This is a genomic window from Mycobacterium sp. 050134 (genome assembly GCF_036409085.1).
In the GTDB taxonomy this organism is placed as follows: Bacteria; Actinomycetota; Actinomycetes; order Mycobacteriales; family Mycobacteriaceae; genus Mycobacterium.
Map to the genome: position 1 here is coordinate 1 of NZ_JAZGLV010000082.1, position 417 is coordinate 417.

The 417-nt window shown below is 68.3% G+C and carries 1 pseudogene; it reads left to right on the top strand.

From position 1 onward, the window contains the following. Positions 1-417, top strand: a pseudogene (locus SKC42_RS27495) (hypothetical protein); the annotation flags it as partial.

Sequence of the window (417 nt, forward strand, 5' to 3'; positions counted from 1 at the left end):
GCCGCCCTCAACGCGTTGCTGACGGGCAGCATTACGATCCCAGGTCTGCCGCCGATCACGCTGCCGGGCCTGCCGTCGCTGACCCTGTCCTTGGGCGCGCTCGGTACTGACCTCAACGCGGCGATCAACGCGGCGCTGTCGGGTACCTTGGCGTTGCCGGGCCTGCCGCCGATCACGTTCCCGGCGCTGCCGCCGCTGACGCTGCCGAGCCTGGGCAACCTGGGGGTTGAGCTCAGTGCGGCGCTTAATGGCATCGGTGGGTCGCTGAGCGCGTCGCTGAACGGGTTGGGTGCGTCGCTGAATGGGGCGTTGAACGCGGCGTTGTCGGGCAGCCTGGCGTTGCCGGGTCTGCCGCCGATCTCGTTCCCGGCGTTGCCGCCGATTTCGTTGCCGAATATTGGTGCTGACATCAACGCC